This is a genomic window from Curtobacterium sp. MCJR17_043, assembly GCF_003224315.2.
Classification (GTDB): Bacteria; Actinomycetota; Actinomycetes; order Actinomycetales; family Microbacteriaceae; genus Curtobacterium.
This window is the reverse complement of record NZ_CP126259.1, coordinates 905,558-928,277: the sequence shown is the minus strand read 5'-3', so window position 1 is coordinate 928,277 and position 22,720 is coordinate 905,558. Positions and strand designations below refer to the sequence as shown.

The following is a 22,720-nucleotide window of genomic DNA, read 5'->3' as shown; positions in this document are numbered from 1 at the left end:
CCTAGTTCGTCTAACTACCTGTCCCGTACGCGCACTGCTCGCGCGGGGATGCGGACGGACGACGAACGGAGCGGGCAGCCCGTGGGCCACCCGCTCCGTCCTCGTGCTACCGCGCGCTACTTGTAGATGCGCCCGGACAGTGCGGTCGTCGTCCCGCTCGTGTACCCGGACTTCTTCGCCGTGACGGTGACCGTCAGGCGCTGCCCGACGTCCTTCGTCGTCGTCGTGTAGGTCGCCTTGGTCGCACCCGGGATGGCCGTGCCGCCCCGCGACCACTGGTACGTGAAGGTGACGCCGCTGGCGTTCCACTCACCCGGCTTCGCGGTGATGGTCCGTCCGACCTTCCACGATCCACCGACGCTGGCCTTGCTGCCCGACCGCAGTGCGAGCGTCGGCTGCACGGCGTTCGCAGTCAGCACCTCGGCCTGGTCCCCGACCGCGTTGTGCAGGTGCAGCAGGAGGACCTTCGCGTTCGTGGTCGACGCCGGGCGGTTGACCCGGATGGCGTAGTCGTCGGCGAACAGCGGCGTCGAGACACCGTCACGGGTGAAGGACAGCGCCGGTGCGAAGGCGTCGAAGGTGACCGTCTTCGTCTCGTCCACGACCGAGGACCCGGTGGTCGCCGCACCCGGCGCGTACGCCGACTCGGTGACGACCTGGTAGTCGAACGCGGCCTTCGTCGACGTCGCGGTGTACCCGAGCGCCGAGAGCGACACGGGGGAGCACCTTGACGGCGGAGTCGAACGTGTTCGTGTCCTGCGTCTCGTCGACGTTGAGCGGCCAGGTGTCGACCGTCTTCTGCTTCGGGTCGTTGAGGTCCACCGTCGTGACGAACGTCGCGTCGACCACCGAGGACTTCGCGTCGTAGGTCAGGAAGTCCGGCTCGCCGTCCCGGTTCGTGTCGATGAGGACCTCGACGTTGGTGACGGCACCCGGGTTGGCGTCCGGACCCTGTGTCTGGACACCGAAGGACACGACGCCCTGCGACTTGTCCGCCAGGCCGACGGCCGTCGAGCTGGCGCCGAAGGCCCGGACGTCAGCGGCCGCGAGGGACTGCTGCGCCGAACCGGCCGGGAAGGCCTCCTTCGGGTCGGTGGCACCGAGGACGAACGGTGCCGCGAGGGCCGAGTACCGCGATGCACCGGTGCCCTGGGCGAGGCCGGTCCCGCTGAGCGCGATGGTGCTCGACTTCGACGTACCCGTGAAGGTGACGTCGTCACCGTGCACGGCGCTGACCGGCTTCGGCGCGGCGTACACACCGAGGCGGAGCGGCGTCACGTCGGCCGCGGCCGGCGTGAAGGTCACCAGGCCGGTGGCCGCCGAGACGAACTCACGCGGGTAGCCCTGCTGGGTCTGCTCCTGCGTCGGGTCGATCGTCTTGCGCAGCAGCGTCGGGTCGGCGACCGTCATGGTCAGGGTGACCGTGGCGGTGCCGTTCGCCGGGACGGTGACCGTCGTCGCGCTGAGCGAGAAGGCGACGCCGGACTTCGCGATCCGGGACTCGTAGGCCACCGAGTAGGTGTGTGCGACGTCGGCCGTGTTGCGCACCAGCAGGCTGCGCTTCGCGGTCGTCGGGCCGCTCACCTCGACGACCCCGAAGGACGCCGTGACGAGGTCGTCGTTCTCCTGGCTGCGGACCGTGGTGGTGTCCTGGACCGCCTGCAGGGCGTCGACGCGGCCGGTGCCCTGTCGGAGCAGCGTGGCCAGCTGGTCGTCGGTCGCGCTCTGCTGGACGTCGGAGGTCGCGGTGTTCATCAGCGCCGCCTTCACCTCCGGCGCGCTCCAGCCCGGGTGGGCCTCGAACGTCAGGGCGGCGACACCGGCGACGTGCGGCGTGGCCATCGAGGTCCCGCTCATCGACATGCGACCGTCACCGGTGCCGTTCGCGGCGGAGATGACGTTGACGCCCGGGCCGGCGATGTCCGGCTTGACGATGTCGTCGACCGAACCGTGGACGCCACGGCTGGTGAACGGCGCGAGGGTGTTGGTGGTCTCCTGCCCGCGGGCGATGTCGAAGCCCTTGAGCTCCTGGGCGAAGCGCACGTGCAGGGTGCCCGCCTTCGCAGCGGCCTGGAGGCTCGCAGCACTGTCCGCGGTCAGCTCGGCACCCGGGATGGTCGCGTTGCCCGCGATGCCCGAGTCGAAGATGTCGATCGTGCCGGCGAGGAGCACGCCGACACCACCGGCGGCCTGGACGTTGTCGAACCGGACCTTCGAGCCGCACTCGAGCGCGCCGTCGGTCCACTTCAGCCACGCCACCTTGCCCTTCAGCGCAGCGGCCTCGTCACCCGTGAAGGGCGAGCACCCGTCGACGTCGACCGTCGGGACGAACACGTCACCCTCGACGGGGAGCGTGCCCTGGTAGCTCGAGGAGTACTGCGACCGGTACGTCTTCGCGAGGTCGGCCGGTTCGGTCACCTGGACGCCGTCGTACAGGCTCTGCCCGGCGGCGGCCGCTGCGACCGTGAGGGCCCCTTCGGCGGTGCCCGGTGCGCCGCCCACGTCGGTGAAGTCGTCGGCGTTGCCGGACGCGATCACCGGCAGCACGCCGCGGTCGGTCAGGGCGTCGATCTTCGCGTTGTCCGGGTCGTCGGTCGCGCCGTAGTCCGACCCGAGCGACAGGTTGATGACGTTGATGTCCTTGCCCTCGGTGAGCGCCTGGCCCACCCAGTCGAGCGCGGCACCGGTCAAGTCGGTCGAGCCGCCGCCGTCACCGAAGACCTTGAGGGCGTAGAGGCCGGCCTCGGGCGCGCTGCCCGGACCCACCCACATGTCCTGCACCTGCTGCTGCGTCAGCGAGGAGTAGTCGCCGCGGAAGGTGGTCTTGTCGGCGTCGAGGCCGTACCCGGCTGCAGTACCGGCGACGTGCGTGCCGTGGTCGCCGCCCTTGCCGTCGATCGGGTTCGCGTCCGGCTGCGGGACGGGCTGGTAGGCCGCGGTGCTCGGGTCCGCGTTGTACGTGGGACCCGCGAAGTCGTAGCCGCCGAGGAACTTCGACGGGTCGTACCAGCTGGAGGCCGGCGCACCCGTGCTGGCGAGGGCGTCCTGGTAGGCCGCGGTCGTGCCGGGTCCGCCGAAGTCGGCCTGCGTGTAGTCGAGGCCGGTGTCGAGCACGGCGATGTTGACGCCCTCGCCGGTGTGACCGGTCGCGGTCCAGGCGTCGTAGGCCCGGGTGTACAGGTCGCTCGCGGCGTTCTTCGGGCTGACGCCCTCCGCACCGGGACGGACGGCGTCGGGGTCGACGCCGGACGGGGCTGCACCGGCGTCCTCGTTGACCGTCGGCTCGACGACCTTCTTCGGCGTCAGCGCCACGATGCTCTCGACGTCGGAGCGCTCCGCGATCTCGGCCAGGGCGGCGACGTCCGCGACGACGGCGATGCCCGGGACCGTGTACTCGGTCGCGTACAGCTCGGTGGCCTCCGGGTCCGCGGCCTTCACTGCTGCCCGCACCTTCGCGACGGTCGACTCGATGGTCTCCACACGGCTCTGCGCTGCGGAGGAGGGCCGCTTCGACCGGGTGAGGTCGCCGCCCTTCGCCGCGGCGTCGACCTCGAGTGCGCCGGCACCGGTGGTGCGGACGAACGCGCTGACGGTCTTCGTGGGCTTCGCGTTCCGCAACGGCGCGGAGAGCTTGAGGTCGGCCGCAGCGGGGACGGAGGCCGGTGCCGCCGAGGCCGCACCACCCACGGCGAGTCCGCCGCAGGCCAGTGCCGCCACCGCGACGATCGAGGTCAGCAGCCGCGGAGCGCGGTACCGACGAGAGGGGTTGTTGGGCGGTGTCGCTCGGGGCACGCAGCACACTCCTGATGAGTCCGACGTTCGGGTGAAGTTCCGATGAAGCTATGTGGTCCTTCTCAGGACGGGGAGTCGGCAGTTCAGGGGACAGACCCTGTGGTCACTCGAAGTTGCACAGGCGTGTGCACGTTATTACGCTGAGTGCATGACCACCACCGATCGGCCCACACGCGCGCCACGACGGGACGCGACCGAGAACCGCGCCGCCCTCGTCCAGGCCGCGCGGACGCTCCTGCAGGCCGATCCGGACGCGTCACTCGAGGCGATCGCCGCGCACGCCGGACTGTCCCGGCGTGCGGTCTACGGACACTTCCCCTCCCGGGACGACCTCGTGCGCGAGGTCGTGACGGGCGGAGCCGAGCGCATCCTCGCCGCGATGCCGAGCCGAGCCGCCTTCGCCGGGCTGCCCCCGGCCTCCCGTCTGGCCGCGATCGCCGTGGCCCTCTGGACCGAGGTCTCGCACGTCCGGTCGATGGCGGTCATCGCCGTCCGCGGCCCCCCTGGTCGAGACCGTCGCCACCGTGTTCGCCCCACTGCGTGCGCAGGTCCGGGACGCGTGCGCCCTCGGCATCGCGGACGGCACGCTGCGTGACGACGTCGACGCCGAGACGCTCGGTCGACTCGTCGAGGGTGCCTGCCTGGCCGTCCTCGATGAGGCCGCACGGTCCGGCACGTCCGACGACGCCGGCCGCCGCATGGTCGTGGTCTCCGCCCTCGGCATGGCGGGCATCGACTGGCGCACGGCACTGCTCGCACTCCCCACCCACACGCCCGTCCCGGAGGACCACGCATGACGCTCGAACTCGCCGCCGTCGGCATCGGCACCGGACCCGGAGCCGAGCTCCCCGTGGTCAGCGCCGTCGCCGGCCCCGGCCACCCGGGCGTCGTCGCGGTCGAGACCGAACAGGCACCCGTGCTCGCCTCGCTCGTCGCCGGAGGGCGGATGAAGCCCGACACCGGGCAAGTGCTCCTCGACGGACACGACGACCCCGCGGCCGTCCGTCGCGCGTTCGCCCTCGTCGACACCCCCGGCGTCGCCGAGCCGTTCCCGGTGATGACCCTCAAGCAGATCGTGCACGAGGAGCTCGCGTTCGCCGGCCGACGGCCCTCCCGCGCGGACGTCGCCACGGTGCTCGAGGAGCTCGGGATGACGCACTGGTCCGACACCCCCCGTGCAGCGGGTCCCGACCGACGCCCGCGTCCGACTGCTCGCCGAGCTCGCGCTCCTGCGGCCCGACGTCACCGGACTCGTCATCACCTCGCCCGAGCGGCACGGCGGTGCGGTCGCCGACTGGTTCGCCGTCGTCCGGGACGTCGCGCGCCGCGGGGTGACCGTCGTGCTCGTCACGTCCAAGGCCGCGGCGGAGACGGCAACCGCCCTGCTCGACACCATCACCGACCGCGGCGACGCGGCGGACACCACCACCGAGGGTCCCGAGGACGCGACCCGGACCGAGGACGCCTCGACGGGCCTCCCGACCGAACCCACCGACACCACCGACGCACCCGCTCCCCTGGAGACCCGCTCGTGACCATCCCCTCGCTCGTCCGCGCCGAACTCGCGCGCCTGACCGCCACCCCGCTCGCCCGCCTGGCGTTCATCGCCCTCATGTGCGTCCCGCTGCTGTACGGCGGCGCCTACCTCTGGGCCAACCGCGACCCCTACGCCAAGCTCGACCAGATCCCGGCCGCGATCGTCGACCAGGACGCCGGGGCCACCCTCGACGGCGAGCGCGTCGACTACGGGAAGGACGTCGCGAAGGAGGCCGTCGACAGCCACGACTTCGACTGGACCGAGACCACCGCGGCCGACGCCCGCTCCGGCGTGCGCGACGGCACGTACGACTTCGTCGTCACGATCCCGCACGACTTCTCCGCGTCCCTGGCCTCCGCGCAGTCCGACCACCCGGAGCGCGCCGAACTCGTCATGACCACGGCCGACACGAACTCCTACCTCGCCTCCACCATCGCGGAGCAGGCCGGCAAGACCATGCGGACGGCCGTCGCCGAACGCGTCGGGAAGGAAGCGGCGACCACCCTGCTCGTCGGGCTCGCGGACGTGCGGGACAGCCTCGGGGACGCGGTCGACGGTGCCGGCGAGCTCGCATCCGGCGCGACGAAGGCCGCGAACGGGGCGGACAGGCTCGAGGACGGCACCGCGGAACTGGCCTCCGGCGCCGGGACCCTGGCGGCCAGCACGGCTGCACTGCCGTCACAGACGGCGCAGCTCGACTCGGGCGCGCAGCAGGTCGCGACCGGGGCGGCGTCCCTGGCCACGGGCCTCCGGTCGGCGCAGCAGCAGACCGCCGCGCTGCCGGACCAGACGCGGCAGCTCGCCGACGGTGCCGCGCAGGTCGCGGCCGGCAACGCCGAACTCGCCGCCCGCGTCGACGAGGCGAACACGACCGTGCAGGCGATCCAGCCCGTCGACGCGGACGCCGTCCTGCAGGACATCACCGCGAACCTGCCCGAGGGCGTCACCCTGACGCCGGAGCAGCAGCAGGCCCTGACCGCCACCGTCACCTCGGCCGTCGACCGGGCGAACAGCGCCGGAGCGGACGCGAAACAGCAGCTCGGTGCGACGACGCAGCAGATCGACACGCTCAGCGCCGGTGCCCGCCAGGTGTCAGACGGCGCGGCAGCACTGGCCGACGCCGCCCCGCAGCTGTCGTCCGGCATCGCCACCGCCGCGGACGGCGCCTCGACGCTGTCGACCGGCGCGGCACAGGTGGCCGCGGGCACGCACCGGCTGGCCGACGCCGCCCCGCAGCTGTCCTCTGGAGCGTCGCAGCTCGCCACCGGTGCGGCCTCGGCGGACGACGGTGCGCAGTCGCTCGCCAGCGGCGTGCACGCGCTCGAGTCCGGCTCGTCGGAACTGGCGTCGCAGCTGGACAAGGGGCGGACGAAGATCCCCGCATCGACCGCGTCGTCGCGGAACGCGCAGGCCTCCGTCATCTCGGACCCGGTCAAGGTCGGCGACGACAACATCGCCGCGGCCTCGAACTACGGAGCCGGCCTCGCGCCGTTCTTCATCTCGCTCGCCGCGTGGATCGGCATGTACGCGCTGTTCCTCATCCTCAAGCCGATCTCGAAGCGCGCCATCACCGCCGTCCGCCGACCCCTGCGCGTCGTGTTCGGCGGCTGGCTCACCCCGGCGCTCCTCGGCGTCGTGCAGATGGCCGCGCTCTTCCTGATCGTCCGGTACGCCCTCGACCTCGACGTCGTGCACGCCGGCGGGACGGTCGGCGTCATGGTCCTGGCGTCGGCGACCTTCGCGGCGATCATCATGACGCTCAACGTGCTGCTCGGGTCGGTCGGGCAGTTCCTCGGCCTGGTGCTCATGCTCATCCAGCTCGTCACCGCGGGCGGCACGTTCCCGTGGCAGACCCTGCCCGGGCCGCTCGCCGCGCTGCACTTCGCCCTGCCGATGACCTACTCCGTCGACGCCATCCGGCAGACGATGTACGGTGGCTCGCTCGGCACGGCGTGGAGCGACGCCGGCGTGCTGCTCTGCTGGTTGCTCGGCGCGCTGCTGGTGTCGTACCTCGTCACGGCGCGGCAGACGCGGACGCGGACGCTGCGCGACCTGCGGCCGAGCTTGATCGGGTAGGCGGCGGGGCGCACGCGCCGCGGCGGCGGGCGCGGGGGGGCGGCGGGCGCGCCAGCGCGGACCGGACCCGCACAACAAGAACCGGTCCGCACCACGGACTCCCGTGGCGCGGACCGGTTCCTCTTGCGTCGGTTGAGGGCGGTCCCGACGGCGGCCGGGAGGCGCGCGGCCAGTCCGCCCCGGGCCTCCCGCCCGGCAGGGCGGCGCGGCCAGCCCGCCCCGGGCCTCCCGCCCCGCAGGAGGGCGCGAACCGGACCCGCACGACGAGAACCGGTCCGCACCACGGACTCCCGCAGGGCGGACCGGTTCCTGTTGTGTCTGACCACGGGACCGGCCGCGACCGCGGCCAGGAGGCGCGGGGCGGCGCGGGCAGCCCGCCCCGGGCCTCCCGCCCGGCAGGAGGGCACGGACCGGACCCGCACGACCAGATCCGGTTGGCACCACGGACTTCCGCGGTGCGAACCGGTTCCTGTTGCGTCAGTTGGGGGGGCCGGTCCCGACGGCGGTTAGGAGGCGCGGGGGGCTGCCCGCCCGGGGCTTCCGTTTCGTGCGCGGCCTGGCCAGGCGCGGGCCGGACCCGCACAACAAAGACCGGTTCGAACCACGGAACCCGGCGGTGTGGACCGGTTCCTATTGTGTCTGACCACGGGACCGGCCGCGACGGCGGCTAGGAGGCGCGGGTCCAGCCCGCCCCGAGCCTCCCGGCTGGCAGGGCGGCGCGGACCGGACACGCACGACGAGAACCGGTCCGCACCACGGACTCCCGCGGTGCGGACTGGTTGCTGTTGGGTCCGGCCCGGGTGCGGTCGCCACGGCGGGCGGGAGGCACGGCCGGACCGACCCGGGCCTTCCGGCCCCTGCGCCGCCCGGCAGGGCGTGGAGCGCGACAGCGCTACGATCGGGAGGACGCATCCGGCGGGTGCGCAGCCGGAGGTCGAGGATGACGATGGGGAACACCAAGCCCGCGACGATCTACGACGTCGCCGCGCGTGCGGGGGTGTCGAAGTCGCTCGTGTCCCTCGTGTTGCAGCGCTCCCCGCGGGTGAGCGAGCAGCGTCGGGCGGCCGTCCTCGCGGCGATCCAGGAGCTGGACTACCGGCCGTCGACCGCCGCGGTGTCGCTCGCCGGCACCCGCTCCCGGACGATCGGGGTCGTGCTCGATGACTTCCGCAACCAGTGGTTCGTCGACCTGCTGACCGGCCTCCGCGAGGCGCTGCAGGACCAGGGCCATCGACTCGTCGTCGCCGACCGCTTCCTGAACACCGGGCTCGACGTCTCCCCTGTCGAGGGCTTCCTGTCCATGCGGGTCGAGGGACTCGTCATCGCCGGGGAGCCCGACACCGACCTCGCGATCCCGGCGAGCACGCCCGTCGTCGTCGCGGGCGGTCGGGCAGCGCTCGCCCGCGCGGACACCGTTGCGAACGACGACCTCGCCGGCGGGCGCATGGCGGCCGAGCACCTCATCGACCTCGGGCACGTGCGGCTCGGCTTCGTCGGTGGGCACTCGGCGGCGAGTGACGCCCGGCTCGAGGGGTGGCGAGCCGCCATCGACGCGGCGGGTGCACGGGCTGGCGGGTCGGCGTCGGACGGCGTGCCCGGGCCGTCCGACGCGACCGGGCCATCCGGCGTGACCGGGGTGGCCGTGGTCCTGGCCGCCGACGTCACCGAGGAGACCGGCTTCACCGGGACACACCGCCTCCTCGACGAGAACCCCGAGGTGACCGCGGTGTTCGCCGCGAACGACGTGACCGCCCTGGGCGCGATGTCCGCCATCGCCGACCGAGGTCTCCGCGTGCCCGAGGACATCTCGGTGATCGGGTACGACGACACCCCGATCGCGGCATCCCGGTACGTCGGCCTGACGAGCATCGACGACCGCAGCATCGACATCGGCCGCGGCGCCGGGGTGCGGCTGCTCGAACGCATCGCGGACCCGGGGCTGACCCCCCACCGAGGTCCTGGTCGAGCCACGGCTCGTCGCCCGCCGCACGACCGCCCCACGCTGAACGCACCCGCGACGACAGTGTGCACCCGAGGCGGGCGTCGGTGATCCATCCCCGCTTTCGGGACATCCTGACAGCGCTGGTACCTGAGCGGAACTAGGCTTCGATCGACCCCTACCCGAGGGGTCACGTGGACGGAACACCCGAGTTCATCCCGACGTCTGCATCCTCTCCGGCGGCACGAGCACCCTCTCGTGTCGGACGCACAGGTCACCCTGCCCGTGCCCTCGCCGTGGGTCCCTGCCCACGGTGTCCTGATCGATGCTGCCTCGCCTGCCCGGGTGGCCCTCCTCGGAGTACCCGAATCCCTGGAGAACAGAACATGGCACGCATCCTTACCCGCACCATCGGCGGCGCCGCGGCCTCGATCATCGTCGGCGGCATCGCAGCCGTCGCGGTGACCGGAGTCGCCTCGGCACACACCCCCCGAGGTGTCGGCATCCTGCACGCAGCTGCACGTCGCGCTCGCGAACTACCCGGCGAACTCGACGGTCGACGTCGTCCTCGACGACACCGACCACGGCACCACGACCTTCGGGCCGAGCGCGTTCGACACGACGTTCCCGCTCGACACGACCCGCAAGCACACCTGGTCCGTCTCGGTGACGTCCGGCGACGGCGACCACGCCTTCGACAAGACGTTCGCCGGCGAGTCGACCGACGCGTGCCTCACGGTCGCACCTCCGGTCCCCACCCCGACCGGGACGCCGACGCCGACGCCGAGCACGCCGGCACCGACGACCCCCCGCGACCCCGACGGCCCCTCCGACGGGCACCCCGAGCACGCCCGCGGTCCCGACCACGCCCGCGACGCCGACGCCGACGGACACCCCGACGCCGAACGCCCCGGCCACCCCGGCCGTGGTGACGAACACCCCTGCGCCGAGTGCACCCGCGACCCCGACCGTTGACGTGACGCCAAACGGCACCGTGCTCCCCGGCACGACCCCGACCGGTACGAGCACCACGGCCGCCGGCGCACCGGGCACCGGTCCGGGCTCGAACGGCACCGGCGAACTCGCGTTCACCGGCTCGCCCGTCGGCCTCGGCGTGGGCGTCGGCGCGCTGGTCGCGATGCTCCTCGGTGGCGCCCTCGCCGCCTTCGCCGCGGTGCGCCGCCGCCGGGCCTGACCCCCCGGGGGGTGACGGCGCCGGGCTCCCGCTCGGTGTCGTCATCCCGCCCGCGGTCGGTCCGGGTCGCGCGTGAAGTGCGTGCCCGGGCCGCCCGGCTCGGGCTCGGGCTCGGGCTCGGGCTCGGGCTCGGGCTCGGGCTCGTCCGACTCGCGCCCACCGGGGCCGCGCGGGGTCGCACGACATGCCGCGCGCCTCCCGCCCAGGTTCCGCAATGCGCCGCTCTCGCACGTCGCGATGCGCAGTTCGTGCGACCTCGACGGGACGGCCACGGTGAGTCGCACGACCTCGAGACCGCTCCGACCGCGTCGGCTCGCTCCCGCCGGCCCGCATGCACCGGGCCCGCGCCGAGGTCGCACGACACGCCGCGCGCCTCCCGTCCAGGTCGCGCACTCCGCCGCTCCCGCACGTCGCAAAGCGCGGTTCGTGCGACCTCGACGGAACGGCCACGGCGAGTCGCGCGACCTCGAGACCGCGGACCACGCGGGCTCGCGCCCGCGGGCCCGTGCCCGCCGGGCCCGCGCCGAGGTCGCACGACATGCCGCGCGCCTCCCGCCCAGGTTCCGCAATGCGCCGCTCTCGCACGTCGAGATGCGCGAATTCTGGAACCTCGACGGGGCGCGCCCGCCTCGACGGGACGGGCCCGCCCGCCCGCCTCAGCCCGGCAGCACCGCGTGCCGGACGACCCAGCTGTGCATGACGATCGCCGCAGCCGCCGAGGCGTTGATGCTCCGCGTCGACCCGAACTGCGTGATCTCGAGGTGCCCGTCGGCGCCCGCGACCGCCTCGTCCGTGAGCCCCGGCCCTTCCTGCCCGAACAGGAACACGCAGCGCTCGGGCACGTCGGCGGTCTCGATGCGGTCCGCCCCCCGGGGTGTTGTCGATCGCGATGACCGGCCGTCCCTCGTCCCGCATGACCCGGAGGAACGCGGCGACGTCCTCGTGGTGCCGCACGTGCTGGTACCGGTCGGTGACCATCGCCCCGCGGCGGTTCCAGCGGCGTCGACCGATGATGTGCACGGTCCCGGCCAGGAAGGCGTTGGCGCTGCGCACGATGGAGCCGATGTTCAGGTCGTGCTGCCAGTTCTCGATCGCCACGTCGAAGGCGTGCCGGCGGGTGTCGAGGTCGGCGACGATCGCCGCCATCGACCAGTACCGGAAGCGGTCGACGACGTTGCGGGTGTCCCCGTGTTCGAGCAGCTCCGGGTCGTACTGCGGCCCCTCGGGCCACGGCCGTGGGTGCGGCCCGACCCCGTGCGTCGTCGCCTCGTGGGTGGGTGGGAGCGCCGGAGACGGCTCCGGCAGGTCGCCGGACGGGAGGCCCTGGGTCACGTGACCAGCGTACGGCGCGCGCACCGCGCCTCCCGTCCGACGCTCAGCCCGCGGCCTGCACCCCGGCGTCCGCGACCCGCGCCTCGATGCCGCCGAGCAGCACGTCGAGCCCGAGCGCGAAGCGCGCCTCGTACGAGTGCTCGCCGAGGACCTCCCCGACCAGCCGGTGCCGCTCGGGCCGCCCGGCCTCGGAGTCGCCGCGCCCGACCTGCACGGCGGTGTGGCCCACGACGAAGTCGTAGACGACGAAGAACGCGTACATCGCCTCGGTCTCGGAGAGCCCTGCGGAGCGGAGGGCTCCGACGACGGTCGCGACGACGGCGTCCGACTCCGACGAGGCGAGCGGCGCCCGGCTGCTGTGCGACTCGAGGACGAGCGGGTGTCGGACGAGCAGGTCGCGGAAGGTGGTGGCGAAGACCCGGACCACGGCGCGCCAGTCCTCGGGCCAGACGAACGTGGCAGTGAACTCGTCGACCGTCCGACGGACGAGTTCGGCGTGCAGGTCGTTGAGGCCGCCGATCGTCCGGTGCACGGTCATCGGGGCGACGCCGAGGGCCGCACCGAGCGCTCGGAAGGACAGGCGGTCCAGGCCGTCCTCGTTCGCGATGACGGTGGCGGCGTCGATGACCTGGTCGCGTGAGACCACGTTCGGTCGGCCTCGGCGGCGAGGTGCTGCTGCGGGGCCGTCCGGGCTGGGACGGGGGTCCTGGTCGACGAGCACGGCTTCCTCCTGACGCTTCCGGTACGCGTACGGGAACGCGCCCTGAAAGCCTAGGGCACTTCGGGATTCCGACCGGGTCCGCCCACTACGCTGGCCGCATGGCATCCCGCGACGAGGTCGAGTGCTGGCTGACGGACATGGACGGCGTGCTCGTCCATGAGAACCAGGCGCTCCCCGGCGCCCCGGAGTTGATCCGGCAGTGGCAGGACCAGGGCACCGAGTTCCTCGTCCTGACGAACAACTCGATCTTCACGCCGCGTGACCTCAGCGCGCGACTCCGCCAGTCCGGGCTGCACGTCCCCGAGGAGCGGATCTGGACCTCAGCCCTGGCGACCGCGGACTTCTGCGCGTCGCAGATGCCGGAGGGCTCGGCGTTCGTCATCGGCGAGGCCGGCATGACGACCGCCCTGCACGAGGCCGGGTTCATCATGACCGAGACGGCACCGGACTACGTCGTCGTCGGCGAGACCCGGAACTACTCGTTCGAGGCGATCACGAAGGCCGTCCGCCTGATCCGCGACGGGGCGCGCTTCATCGTGACGAACCCGGACGCCACGGGCCCGAGCGCCGAGGGCGTCCTGCCGGCCACGGGCGCGATCGCCGCGATGATCGAGAAGGCCACCGGCAAGCAGCCCTACGTGGTGGGCAAGCCGAACCCGATGATGTTCCGCTCGGCGATGAACCGGATCGGCGCGCACTCCGAGAACACCGGCATGATCGGCGACCGGATGGACACCGACGTGCAGGCCGGCATCGAGGCGGGCCTCCACACCGTGCTCGTCATGACGGGCATCAGCGACCAGGCCGAGATCGACAAGTACCCGTTCCGCCCGAGCGAGGTCATCTCCGGCGTGCACGAGCTCCTGCACACCGAGCCGTACGAGGTGGAGATCTAGACCGGTCAGCCGGCCAGTTCGACCGGGGCGTCCGCTCCGGCCGGGAGGCCCGTGTCCGGACCGCGCACCGCGGCGGCTCCCAGGGGCGGTACGGTCCGCCACCGGCGGCGCAGGCGCCGGCCCCGGTCGTCCCGCCACGCGACGAGCCCGCCGGCGACGACGCCGAGCAGCAGCACCGCGATCGTGGCGAGGCCGAGCAGTCCGACGAGCAGGACGTCGACCGACCCCGGCGCGGAGGCGCTGACGCCGATCGCGCCGAAGTCCCAGAAGGCGTGCAGCAGCACCGGGGCCAGCAGGTTGCCGCTCAGGCGCCGGGCCAGGTACAGCACCGACCCGAACGAGGTGGCGAACACCACCTGCAGGACGGTCGTGGCCACCGGGGCGCCGGACAGGACGTTCAGGAAGTGGAGCAGCCCGAACAGCACGCACGAGAGCGCCCACACCCCGATCTCGGGCAGGCGTCGGCGGAGTCCGACGAGCAGCACGCCGCGGGTCATCAGCTCCTCGACGACACCGACCAGCAGGACCCCGAGCGCGAGGAGCAGGAAGTACCGCAGGCTCTTCCCACCCCAGTCGAGGAGCGGGAGCCGACCGAGGCACACCGCCAGGACGAGGAGCGGCGCCACCATCGTCCACCGCGGTCCGCCCCGCGCCGGGTCGACCGTCGCGATCCGCCACCACCCGAGCGCGGTGACGACCAGCGCCAGGATGCCCGCGACGACCGCCTCGGGGACGACGAGGTCGCGCACCACGCTGTCGACCGTGCGGCCGAGCGCCGGGTAGTCGTCGCTCGGGCGCGAGCGCACGATGCTCACCACGGCGAACACGACCAGCGGGGCGAGCCCGACCAGCAGCGACGGCGGGACCGGCCACCACCCGCGACGGCGACGTCGGACGGCGGGAGGCTGGACGGAGGTCACCTCCCGGTTGTACCAGGAGCAGCCGTACCATTGGCGCATGCGCCTGCCCTCGCTCAGCACGATGGCCGAGGACTACGTCAAGCTCGTCTGGAAGGCCGGCGAGCGCGGCGACGACGGCCTCGCCACCCGGGACATCGCGGCGGCCCTGCACGTCTCGGCGTCGACCGTGTCGGGCAACCTCCGGAAGCTCGACCGCGACGGCCTCATCGAGCACACCCCGTACCGCGGCGTCGTGCTCACCCCGCTCGGTCGGCAGGCCGCGGTGGCGATGGTCCGTCGGCACCGCCTCATCGAGACGTTCCTGGTCGAACGGCTCGGGTACTCCTGGGACGAGGTGCACACCGAGGCGGAGGCGCTCGAGCACGCCGTGTCGGAGACGTTCCTCGACCGGGTGGACGCCGACCTCGGCCACCCGACGCACGACCCGCACGGCGACCCGATCCCGAGCGCCGAGGGGGGTCGTGCCGGACACGCCCGGCGCGCTGCTCGGGACCGTCGACCCCGGCGTCTGCGGGACCGTCGGCCGGGTGTCGGACGACGACCCGGCGCTGCTGCGGTACTTCGACGAACTCGGGGTCGGGCTCGGCACGCACCTCCGCGTGGAACAGGTGCGCGACTACGCGGGGGTGGTGGCGGTCGCGCGCCGTGACGCCGGCGGGGCGGAGGCGCTGGTGGACCTCCCGGCCGCCGCGGCGACCGCCATCTGGCTGACGCCCGACGCGCCGCACTGACGGCACGCCGCGCCCGACCCCCCCACCCCGAGGTTCCGGAATCCGCGCATCTCCGCGCCCGAGATGCGCGAATGCCGGAACCGCGGGGGGCAGGGCCACGGCGGGTCATGGAACCCCCCAGCGCTGCCCCGCCAGCACTGCCGCCGCCGGCGGTCAGCCCTTCGCGGAACGCGTCCGGCCGAGGGCGACCTCACGGCGCGCCCGCGCGAGCGCCAGCGCCGACCCCGCGTCCGGGTCCTCGAGCAGCCGGACCGTCTCGGCCGCGTGCTCCCGCACCGCGGCGTTCCGGTGCTCCGCCGCGACGGCGAGGACCGGCCCGGCGACCTCGGACCCGAGCCCGGCGATCGCCCGGCTCAGCGCCAGCCGGGTCTCCTCGTCACCGTGGCCGAGTTGCACGGCGAGCGTCTTCGCGAGCTCCGGCCGCTCGGACTCGGGCGCGAGCAGGACGGCAGCACGCCACGCGGTCCTGGCGACACCCGGGTCGAGGTCGGACAGCCGCTCCGCGACCTGCGGGTACACGGAGCCGTCGCGGATCTTCGAGAGCGTGTGCAGCGCTTGGCTCCGGGCCTGCGCCTCGGGGCGCTCGAGTTCCGGGAGCAGCCGCGGGACGACCACCGCGGCCGGGAGGCGCACCAACGCCCACGTGAGCATCTCCCGCACCTGCAGGTCCGGCTCGACCGCGCACTGCGCGACGAGGACGTCGAGTTCGTCCACGGTCGGGGTCGTCCCGGCGGCCATCACCGCCCGGAGACGGACGGCGGGTCGGGGATCGGTCAGGGTCGAAGCGAGCGTCGGCATGGCCGTCCCACTCCACTCCCCACGCCTGGGTGTCGGCTCGGCGCGGTCGGTCCGCCGGTCGGCGTGTCAGTCGAGTGCGCTCGTCGGCGGGTGCACCGCCAGCGCGCCGGCGGGGCTGCTCGACGGCGACGCCGGCTGCTCCTCGAGGCTGTTCCCACGGATCCAGGCGGTGATGACCAGGACGAGGAGCAGGAGCACGACGATGATCGCGACGGAGCCGTAGACCAGGAGCTGCTTGCCGCGCCGTCCCTCGCTCTGCAGACGGGCGAACCCCTCGTTGATGAAGTTGGCACGGTCGGCGTCCGTCGTCCGGGACTCCGCCTGGCCGGACGGGGGCGTCGCCGCGACGGCGGGCATCATCCGGGTGCTCGTGTCCTCGGTACGGGCGGCGTCCGCGTCACGGAGCTGCTGGATCGCCTCGGTGCCGAACAGGTCCTTGATGACGCCGGTGTCACTCGTCTCGCGACCCTGCCACTCGGACTGGTCGATGTCCTCGGGCGCGAGGCGCCACGGGGCGCCGTCCCGCTCGGGGGGCGGGGTCCCGGTCGTGCACGCGGTCCGAGCCGGTCGTCCCGTCGGCTCCGGCCGCGCGGTCGTCCGAGGGTGTGCGCGGTTCCGGTGCGCGGCGTGCGGTGCGCGGGCCCGGTTCGACCAGCGGGGGGGGACGTGGTCCGCCGGCACGACCCGCGGCGACTCGTCCTCCTCCGCCTCCCACCACGGGGTGGCGGAGGACGGCGGCACGACGGACGGGAGGACCGACGGCGGCACGGCAGGAGCCGCCGAGCGCGGGGCGAAGGCGGCCGTGGGAGCCGTCCCGGCGGGGTCGTCCAGGTCGTCGTCGAGGTCGCCGTCGTCGTGGCCACCGTCGCGGGACCCCGCGCCGTGGTCGTCGACGCCGTGGCGGTCGAGGGGCATCGCCATCGTGCTGTCGTCGTCCGTCACGTCACCGGGGAACACCTCGCCGGTCCGGGCGGCCTCGTCGCTGAGCGACCAGCTCGACCCGCCCGACGGCGTCGTCCGCTCGCCGGCCCGGTCGTCGTCGACCGGATCGGGGTCGATCGGATCGGGCTCGGCGTGGGAGGCAGCGTCGGGAACGGTCGTCCCGGTGGCCCACGACCCGGCGGCGACGAGGTTGGTGTCGAAGGCGTCCTGGGTCAGCGTGGTCTGCACCTCGCCGGTCTCCTCGCCGAGGACCGACCAGTCGAAGGGGCGGTCGGCCTGCGGGGCCCCGTCCACGTCGTCGTGCAGCCGGAGGAGCTCGGTGAAGGTCGGCGGTTCGTCGGTCGCGGGCAGGACGTCCTCGACGCCGAGCGGCTGCGCGTCCGGACCACCGGCGAGGGCCGGCGGCACGGGCGTCACGCCCGGCGACGACGGGTCGGCCGACGGCACGGCGCCGGGCCGCACCCGTCCGAGCCAGTCCACGTCCGACCGTCCGAGGCCGTCCGGGTCGGTGCGGCGACGCTCGTCCTCGATCGCCCGGGCCTCGGCCGCGCGGGCTTCCCGGTCGGAGCGGGCCGTGGGCAGGACGATCGCGCGCGGGTCGGGGGCGTTCGACACCGGCGGCACGGCCGCGGGCGGCGGGACCCGACCGGCGACGCCACCGGGCAGCGCGAGCTCCTCGGGCATCGAGATCGCCTGGGTCGCGCCGGGGTCCAGCTCGGGCGCCGGTGCCGACGCGGGGGGCAGGTGCCGACGCGGGGGGCGACCGGCACGGACGCCGGGGCGGTGAACGGCTCGGGTTCCGGCCGACCGGCCTGGCGGGCGGCACGCTCGGCCTCACGGCGCTCACGCCGGGAGGGCCACTCCTCCTCCGTCAGCGGGGCGCCGAAGATGTCCGCGGCGCTGCGGAGGCCCGAGAACGGAGCGTCCGGGGCGGGCGCACGGCGGGCCTCCCGGCCGTCGTCCCCGGAATCGGGGGGTGACGGGGCCGTCGGGCTCGCGCGCGTCGTCCGGACGCTCCTCGGTCACGCGGACAGCCCCAGGTCGGCCAGCCCGATCGCAGCGAGGTACGGGTAGCCCGCCGCCTCGATCCGCTCCTTCGCGCCGGTGTCCCGGTCGACGACGACGGCGACGGCGGCGATCACGGCGCCCTCGCGCTCGAGGGCCTCGGCCGCCTTGAGCGGCGATCCGCCGGTGGTGGAGGTGTCCTCGAGGACGACCACACGCTTGCCACGGACGTCCGGCCCCTCGACCTGGCGGCCTCGACCGTGGTCCTTCGGTTCCTTGCGCACGACGAAGGCGTCGTAGGAACCCCCCGCGGGCAGCGGCCTGGTGCAGGACCGCGCTGGCGATCGGGTCGGCACCCATCGTCAGGCCGCCGACGGCATCGACGTCAGGGACGTCAGCGATGAGGTCGGCCATCACCTGACCGATGAGGGGAGCGACGCGGTGGTCGAGGCTCACCTTGCGGAGGTCGATGTAGTACGACGCCTGCTTCCCGCTGGTCAGGGTGAAGTCGCCGTGGAAGACCGCATCGGCCTTGATGTGCTCGATCAACTGCTCGCGCGCGTGGGTCACGGTGCCCAAGATTAGCGGTGACCGGCGGTCCGCGCTCCCTGGAGCCCTCCGCCCGGCTCCCGGGACGGCACCCGAGATCAGCGGTGACCGGCGGTCCGCGCTCCCTGGAGCCCTCCGCCCGGCTCCCGGGACGGCACCCGAGATCAGCGGTGACCGGCGGTCCGCGCTCCCTGGAGCGCTCCGCCCGGCTTCCGGGACGGCACCCGAGATCAGCGGTGACCGGCGGTCCGCGCTCCCTGGAGCCCTCCGCCCGGCTTCCGGAACGCGGTCGCAGGTACGCTCCGGTCATGCCCCTCGTCCGACCGCGGGACGGTGCACGGCCGCTCGAGGCCGGCACTCACCGCCCCCGCTCCGCAGTCGCGCGGGCGGTCGGGCACGAGGCCGTGGGGGGCCCTGCTCGCCCTGGCCCTGGCGGTCGTCGCGCTCCGCCACGTCCTCGCGACGGAGCGGGTCGCCCTGCTCTGGTACGACGGCGACTCCGTGCTGCTGCCGCTCGTGGCGCGGTCGATCGCGCTCGGGCAGCCGTTCGAGTGGGCGATGTCCCCGGCGCTGTTCTTCTTCCCGGAGCTGCCGGTCTACCTGGCCGTCTCCGCCGTGACCGCGACACCGCAGCAGGCCCTGGCGCTGAACGGCGTCCTGGTGCTGCTCGCCGTGTACGCGCTCGTCCGTGCGGCCGCGAACGAGCTCATGCCCGCTGCCGCCCGCCCGGCCCGGATCGCGGTGTCGGTCCTCGCCGTCGTGCTCGTGACGATGCTCGTCCTGACCGAGTCCTCGGCGACCGCGACGTCCCTCGAACTCGCCTCCCTGCTGCTCACGACGACCTACTACTACGGGGCCGTGCTCGCGATGCTCGCCACCGCGGTGCTCGTGCTGCGCACCGTCCGGACCGGCCGGGCGTCGCTGCCGGTGCTCGGGACGCTCGGCGTCGTCGCGGCACTCAGCACGGGGTCGAACCCGCTGTACGTCCCGTGGTCCGCCGGACCCGTCGTCGTCACGCTCGCCCTGCTCGTCGTCGCGCGCCGGGTGCCGTGGCGACCGGCGGCCCTGGACGCTGGAGCCCTCACCGTCGGCGCCGTGGTCGGGTACCTCGTCCGGATCCCACTCCGCCCCTTCGTCTCCCTGGACCCGTCGACGTACGTGCACCCCGACCGGGCCGGCACGACGGCCGCGTTCTTCGCGGCGCTCACCGACGACCGTGCCGCCTCGGCCTCCGGGGACGCAGGGCTGCTGCTCATGCTGCTCGGTGTGCTGCTCAGTGCGGGCGGCACGGTCTGGGCCTGGCGGACGCGGTCCTCCCGAGCGGTGCTGCTCGCGACCGCGCTGCCACTCGTGACGATCGTGGCGGTGTCCGTCGGGGTCGTCGTCGCCGGCTCGGAGACACCCCGCTACCTGGAGCCGGTCGTGACGATGCCGCTCCTGGCGCTCGTCGCGGTGTGCGAACTCGCCCGGACCGCGGTCCGGCAGACCCGGCTGTACCGACCCACGCGGACCCTCCGGACGCTGTCGGCGGTGGGTGCCGCCCTGGTCCTGGTCGCGGGCGTCGCGGTCACGCCGGGCACGGTCCGTTCGGTCGTCGACGCCCGGTACGGACCGGTCGCCTGCCTCGACCGGTGGGTGGACGCGCACCGCACCGCTGACCGCGACCCCGTCGGCGTCGGTCAGTTCTGGACGATCCGTCCCCTCGCCGCCTACGCGGACCAGGACGTCCGGCTGCTCCAGGTCCGGGACACCTTCGACACCTACCCCTGGCTCGTCGACCTCGGCTCCTACCGGGACGCCCGACCGGACTACGTGGTCGTCGGGTCCGGGGACGTCTGGACGACGCCCGTGGAGGACTCGCTCGGACCCCCGGCGACGATCACGCACTGCGACGGCTACGACGTCCACGACTACGCGGGGACCCGCGGCGCCGAGGTGCTGCAGAGGACGGTGGTGGGGTCGGCCGAGCGGATCCTGCACGAGCGCGGGTTCTGACCTCCGACCGGCCGTCGTCCGGCTCCGAGCCGGCGACAGGGTCGTCCACAGGCTCGATCACGCCACGGATCCGTCCACAGCGGAGCGTCGCCGCAGCGAACCGCCTGTGGAGATGTATAGGCTCCGTTGCGATGTCTCGCTCCGTGGTCACCGCCCCCCCCGTCCCCGCTCCGCGCCGACGGCTCGGCGGCGTCTGCTCGCCACCGGGCTGGCGATCGCCGGTCTCATCGGCACGCTCGTCCTCGACGCACCCGCCGCCCAGGCCGCCACGTACCCCTCGTGGGACGACGTGGTCGCGGCCCGCGGCAAGGAGTCCGCCAAGCAGTCGCAGATCGTCGAGATCCGCGGGATCATCTCCGGCCTGTCGGACGAGGTCGACGCCGCCCGCGCCGAGGCCGAACGGCTCGGTGCCGCGTTCGAGGCCGCCCAGCGCAAGGCCCTGCGCGCCGCCGAGCGGGAACAGGCGCTGCGGGACGACGCGGAGGAGCACGCCGAGGTCGCCGAGGCGAGTGCCGCCCAGGCCGGCCGCTTCGCCGCGCAGATGGCCCGGTCCGGCGGTGCCGACGTCACGACGAGCGTGCTCACCGGCGGCGAGGACGCGCGGGACCTCCTCTACGACCTCGGCGCGCTGAGCAAGCTGTCCGAGCAGGCCGAACGGGTCGAGACCGCGGCCACCAACGACGCGTCCGTCGCCCGGTCGCTCACCGACCAGGCCGACCGCGCCGCGCTCGCGCTCGAGGAGCTCGCACAGGCCGCACAGGACCGGATGGGCGAAGCACAGGCGGCGTCCGACCGTGCGCAGGCTGCGTACGACGAGCAGGAGGCGAACAAGTCCCGACTGGAGGCCCAGCTCGCCTCCCTGACGTCGGGTCGCGCCACGACCGAGGCCCAGTACGAGAAGGGCGAGCGGATCCGCAAGGCCGCGGAGGAGCGTCGCCGGAAGGCCCTCGAGGCCGAGCTGGCACGTCAGGCGCAGCAGTTGCGGGACCAGCAGGCCGCGGCCGCGGCGGCGAACCAGGGCGGCAGTGCACCGGCCGCGCCGGCCGCACCGAGCGGCGGCGGTGCCACGGCGCCGTCCGGGTCCGGCTGGGTCCGACCGGCGGGCGGCTGGATCACCAGCGGCTACGGGGTCCGCGTCAACCCGTACACCGGCGCGACGGCCATGCACGACGGCATCGACCTGGGCAGCGGCTGCTCGACCGCGATCGTCGCGGCGTCCGCGGGCACCGTGGAGTACGTCGGCCCCTACGGCGGGTACGGCAACTACGTCCGCATCGACCACGGCGGCGGCGTGAAGACCGCGTACGGGCACATCGTCGCCGGCGGCTTCCGTGTCAGCCCCGGCCAGCAGGTCGGCGCCGGGACCCTCGTTGCCCTCGTCGGCTCCACCGGCAACTCGACCGGGTGCCACCTGCACTTCGAGACCCACGTCGGCGGCGGCACGGTCGACCCGGTGTCGTTCATGGGCGCACGCGGCGTCGGCTTCTAGCCCGGCAGCAGCGGCCCGGCAGCGGCACCCGCGCCCAGCAGCAGCGCCCGCGCGACCGGACTGCCCGGCTGGCCAGGCCACCCGGCTGGTCAGGCCACTCGGCGGGTCAGGCCACTCGGCTGGTCAGGCCGCACGCCGTGGGTCGACGACGTCATCCACGTCGAGTTCCCACAACGCCCGGTACCAGGCCGTCCGCTCCGGGTCCTGCGGCAGCCCGTACGCCTCGTGGAACAGGTCGTCCCAGCCCGGGCCGTGGTTCCACCCCAGGCTCATCGACGCCACCGCGAGGTCGGCCCACCGGTCTGCGACGCCGAGCGCGCCGAGGTCCACGTGCCCGACCCAGCGGCCGTCGGCCCCGAGGAGCGTGTTCGGGGCGCAGGCGTCCCCGTGGCACACCACGAGCTGGTCCGTCGCGGGCTGCGGACCGATCGCGTCGACGTTCCGACCGGCCGCTCGTGCCCGGTCGAGGCGCTCGTCCGTCGGCCACGTGAACGGACACGACGGCACCGGCAGGCTGTCGTGCAGCGCACGGAGCCCCTCCCCCCACACCGATCACCGCCGCGCGCGGGTCATCCCGCCACCGCGGGTCCACGGCACTCCAGCCCGGCACCGGTCGGGTCGCCATCCACGCACCGGAACCGTCGGCCCCGTGCTCGAGCACCTCCGGCACGGTCAGCCAGCGGGCCGCCCAGCGCAGCCGTGCGACCTCGGCGTCGATCCACGGCGCGTAGCGCGGAGGGACCCACTTCACGTAGCCCTCGGCACGGTCCGGTGTCGGGCCGAGACGGAAGGTCCGTCCGCCG

At 73.9% G+C, this 22,720-nt stretch carries 17 protein-coding genes and 3 pseudogenes; 11 read left to right on the top strand and 9 right to left on the bottom strand.

Translation table 11 applies throughout. The annotated features are described in order from the left end of the window. Positions 1 to 116: 116 nt before the first annotated feature. Positions 117 to 602, bottom strand: a complete 486-nt coding sequence (locus tag DEJ15_RS04890) for a hypothetical protein (RefSeq protein WP_284175723.1) — start codon at positions 600 to 602, stop codon at positions 117 to 119. Then, positions 541 to 3,792, bottom strand: coding sequence for a S8 family serine peptidase (locus tag DEJ15_RS04885; protein ID WP_284175722.1), 3,252 nt, complete (start codon positions 3,790 to 3,792; stop codon positions 541 to 543). The genes DEJ15_RS04890 and DEJ15_RS04885 overlap by 62 nt, the downstream gene beginning before the upstream one ends. 148 nt (positions 3,793 to 3,940) lie before the next feature. Between DEJ15_RS04885 and DEJ15_RS04880 the strand changes: the two genes are divergently transcribed. The 6 genes from DEJ15_RS04880 (at position 3,941) to DEJ15_RS04855 (ending at position 10,539) form a co-directional block, all read left to right on the top strand. Further along, positions 3,941 to 4,387, top strand: a complete 447-nt coding sequence (locus DEJ15_RS04880; protein ID WP_284175721.1) for a TetR/AcrR family transcriptional regulator — start codon at positions 3,941 to 3,943, stop codon at positions 4,385 to 4,387. After that, positions 4,317 to 4,589 carry a hypothetical protein gene (locus DEJ15_RS04875; RefSeq protein WP_284175720.1) on the top strand — a complete coding sequence of 91 codons (273 nt, stop codon included), beginning with the start codon at positions 4,317 to 4,319 and terminating at the stop codon, positions 4,587 to 4,589. Before DEJ15_RS04880 ends, DEJ15_RS04875 begins: the two co-directional genes overlap by 71 nt. Then, positions 4,586 to 7,405: a YhgE/Pip family protein gene (locus DEJ15_RS04870; protein WP_349814813.1), complete on the top strand. Its 2,820-nt coding sequence runs from the start codon at positions 4,586 to 4,588 to the stop codon at positions 7,403 to 7,405. The genes DEJ15_RS04875 and DEJ15_RS04870 overlap by 4 nt, the downstream gene beginning before the upstream one ends. A 946-nt stretch (positions 7,406 to 8,351) precedes the next feature. Next, positions 8,352 to 9,455: a LacI family DNA-binding transcriptional regulator gene (locus DEJ15_RS04865; RefSeq protein ID WP_284175719.1), complete on the top strand. Its 1,104-nt coding sequence runs from the start codon at positions 8,352 to 8,354 to the stop codon at positions 9,453 to 9,455. 384 nt (positions 9,456 to 9,839) lie between these two features. Further along, positions 9,840 to 10,319: a hypothetical protein gene (locus DEJ15_RS04860; protein ID WP_284175718.1), complete on the top strand. Its 480-nt coding sequence runs from the start codon at positions 9,840 to 9,842 to the stop codon at positions 10,317 to 10,319. Between the two features lies 1 nt (position 10,320). Beyond that, the gene (locus DEJ15_RS04855) at positions 10,321 to 10,539 is read left to right on the top strand and encodes a hypothetical protein (RefSeq protein ID WP_111060102.1); all 219 of its coding nucleotides are present in this window, start codon (positions 10,321 to 10,323) and stop codon (positions 10,537 to 10,539) included. A gap of 656 nt (positions 10,540 to 11,195) precedes the next feature. Here the strand turns inward: DEJ15_RS04855 and DEJ15_RS04850 are convergent. Next, positions 11,196 to 11,844 (bottom strand): annotated as a pseudogene (locus DEJ15_RS04850) (TrmH family RNA methyltransferase). A gap of 70 nt (positions 11,845 to 11,914) precedes the next feature. Then, complete coding sequence (locus DEJ15_RS04845; protein ID WP_181419428.1) at positions 11,915 to 12,592, bottom strand: TetR/AcrR family transcriptional regulator; 678 nt, start codon at positions 12,590 to 12,592, stop codon at positions 11,915 to 11,917. Between the two features lie 98 nt (positions 12,593 to 12,690). Here DEJ15_RS04845 and DEJ15_RS04840 point away from each other — a divergent pair, with 98 nt between their 5' ends. Next, positions 12,691 to 13,488: an HAD-IIA family hydrolase gene (locus DEJ15_RS04840; RefSeq protein WP_110823427.1), complete on the top strand. Its 798-nt coding sequence runs from the start codon at positions 12,691 to 12,693 to the stop codon at positions 13,486 to 13,488. Between the two features lie 5 nt (positions 13,489 to 13,493). On the opposite strand, the gene DEJ15_RS04835 is transcribed toward DEJ15_RS04840, so the two are convergent. Further along, complete coding sequence (locus tag DEJ15_RS04835; RefSeq protein WP_181420213.1) at positions 13,494 to 14,408, bottom strand: CPBP family intramembrane glutamic endopeptidase; 915 nt, start codon at positions 14,406 to 14,408, stop codon at positions 13,494 to 13,496. Between DEJ15_RS04835 and DEJ15_RS04830 the strand changes: the two are divergent. Together DEJ15_RS04830 and DEJ15_RS04825 are read left to right on the top strand one after the other, a co-directional pair. Then, positions 14,296 to 14,793 (top strand): annotated as a pseudogene (locus DEJ15_RS04830) (metal-dependent transcriptional regulator); the annotation flags it as partial. The gene DEJ15_RS04835 and the pseudogene DEJ15_RS04830 overlap by 113 nt on opposite strands. A 76-nt stretch (positions 14,794 to 14,869) precedes the next feature. Continuing rightward, a complete protein-coding gene (locus tag DEJ15_RS04825; RefSeq protein WP_349814812.1) occupies positions 14,870 to 15,139 on the top strand; it encodes a FeoA family protein in 270 nt (89 codons plus the stop codon). Positions 15,140 to 15,292: 153 nt separating this feature from the next. On the opposite strand, the gene DEJ15_RS04820 is transcribed toward DEJ15_RS04825, so the two are convergent. The 3 genes and pseudogenes from DEJ15_RS04820 to pyrE form a co-directional block, all read right to left on the bottom strand. Beyond that, complete coding sequence (locus DEJ15_RS04820; protein ID WP_110823424.1) at positions 15,293 to 15,937, bottom strand: HEAT repeat domain-containing protein; 645 nt, start codon at positions 15,935 to 15,937, stop codon at positions 15,293 to 15,295. Positions 15,938 to 16,003: 66 nt separating this feature from the next. Then, positions 16,004 to 17,563: a hypothetical protein gene (locus DEJ15_RS04815; RefSeq protein WP_284175716.1), complete on the bottom strand. Its 1,560-nt coding sequence runs from the start codon at positions 17,561 to 17,563 to the stop codon at positions 16,004 to 16,006. A 338-nt stretch (positions 17,564 to 17,901) separates the two neighbouring features. Further along, positions 17,902 to 18,454: pseudogene (gene pyrE / locus DEJ15_RS04810) on the bottom strand (orotate phosphoribosyltransferase). Between the two features lie 312 nt (positions 18,455 to 18,766). Between pyrE and DEJ15_RS04805 the strand changes: the two are divergent. Both DEJ15_RS04805 and DEJ15_RS04800 read left to right on the top strand, forming a co-directional pair. Then, positions 18,767 to 20,428, top strand: coding sequence for a hypothetical protein (locus DEJ15_RS04805; RefSeq protein ID WP_284175715.1), 1,662 nt, complete (start codon positions 18,767 to 18,769; stop codon positions 20,426 to 20,428). 112 nt (positions 20,429 to 20,540) lie between these two features. Continuing rightward, positions 20,541 to 21,917: a peptidoglycan DD-metalloendopeptidase family protein gene (locus DEJ15_RS04800; protein ID WP_284175714.1), complete on the top strand. Its 1,377-nt coding sequence runs from the start codon at positions 20,541 to 20,543 to the stop codon at positions 21,915 to 21,917. A 123-nt stretch (positions 21,918 to 22,040) separates the two neighbouring features. Here the strand turns inward: DEJ15_RS04800 and DEJ15_RS17785 are convergent, their stop codons facing one another. Next, positions 22,041 to 22,424 (bottom strand): phosphotransferase, encoded by a 384-nt coding sequence (locus DEJ15_RS17785; protein WP_349814811.1) that lies wholly within the window; start codon positions 22,422 to 22,424, stop codon positions 22,041 to 22,043. Positions 22,425 to 22,720 lie beyond the last annotated feature (296 nt).

Coding starts and splice junctions, on each gene's coding strand:
- DEJ15_RS04880 (WP_284175721.1), top strand. CDS start 3,941: ATGACCACCACCGATCGGCCCACACGCGCGCCACGACGGGACGCGACC.
- DEJ15_RS04870 (WP_349814813.1), top strand. CDS start 4,586: ATGACGCTCGAACTCGCCGCCGTCGGCATCGGCACCGGACCCGGAGCC.
- DEJ15_RS04865 (WP_284175719.1), top strand. CDS start 8,352: ATGGGGAACACCAAGCCCGCGACGATCTACGACGTCGCCGCGCGTGCG.
- DEJ15_RS04840 (WP_110823427.1), top strand. CDS start 12,691: ATGGCATCCCGCGACGAGGTCGAGTGCTGGCTGACGGACATGGACGGC.
- DEJ15_RS04820 (WP_110823424.1), bottom strand. CDS start 15,937: ATGCCGACGCTCGCTTCGACCCTGACCGATCCCCGACCCGCCGTCCGT.
- DEJ15_RS04815 (WP_284175716.1), bottom strand. CDS start 17,563: ATGCCCGAGGAGCTCGCGCTGCCCGGTGGCGTCGCCGGTCGGGTCCCG.
- DEJ15_RS04800 (WP_284175714.1), top strand. CDS start 20,541: ATGTATAGGCTCCGTTGCGATGTCTCGCTCCGTGGTCACCGCCCCCCC.